Source organism: Neisseria sp. P0021.S007 (assembly GCF_051956855.1).
In genome coordinates, this window is sequence record NZ_JBQCXA010000683.1 from 1 (window position 1) to 633 (window position 633).

Consider the following 633-nt stretch of genomic DNA (forward strand, 5'->3'; position numbering starts at 1 on the left):
CTACCCCTTTGGGTGCGCCTGATACGCCATGCCTGTTGCCGCATGAACAACAGGCGATTGTCGGGCTGACGGATTTTATCGTGGAAGCGGAAAAAACAGCGCGCGCGCATTTGAAACATTTGGGCGTGACTACGCCTATCCGCGAGCTGAATCTGCAAACGCTGAATGAACACACGGATTTGAAGATTTTGCCGGAATTGCTGAAACCTTTGCAAGAAGGGCGCAGTATGGGTATTGTCAGCGAGGCGGGTTGTCCGGCTGTTGCCGATCCGGGAGCGAATTTGGTGGCGTTGGCGCATAAACACGGTTTTGAAGTACGGCCTTTGGTCGGCCCGTCCAGCTTGTTGCTGGCGCTGATGGCTTCGGGTGCGAATGGGCAAAACTTTGCATTTAAGGGTTATCTGCCGTCTGAAAAAAGTGAGCGCATTCAGAGTTTGAAGGCTTTGGAACAACGTTCGCGCCAGCAGAATGAAACGCAGCTGTTTATCGAAACGCCGTATCGTAACGATGCGTTGTTGGCTGATGCGGTGGAAAACCTGCATCCTGAAACGCGCTTGTGCGTGGCTACGGACTTGACCTTGCCGACGCAGGAAATCATCAGTCAGACGATTGCGCAGTGGAGAAAAAGAAAAG

1 protein-coding gene is annotated in these 633 nt (G+C 52.8%); it reads left to right on the forward strand.

The genetic code is table 11. From position 1 onward, the window contains the following. A partial coding sequence (locus ACTHUR_RS15365) for an SAM-dependent methyltransferase (RefSeq protein ID WP_440399497.1) occupies positions 1-633 on the forward strand: 633 nt, incomplete at both ends.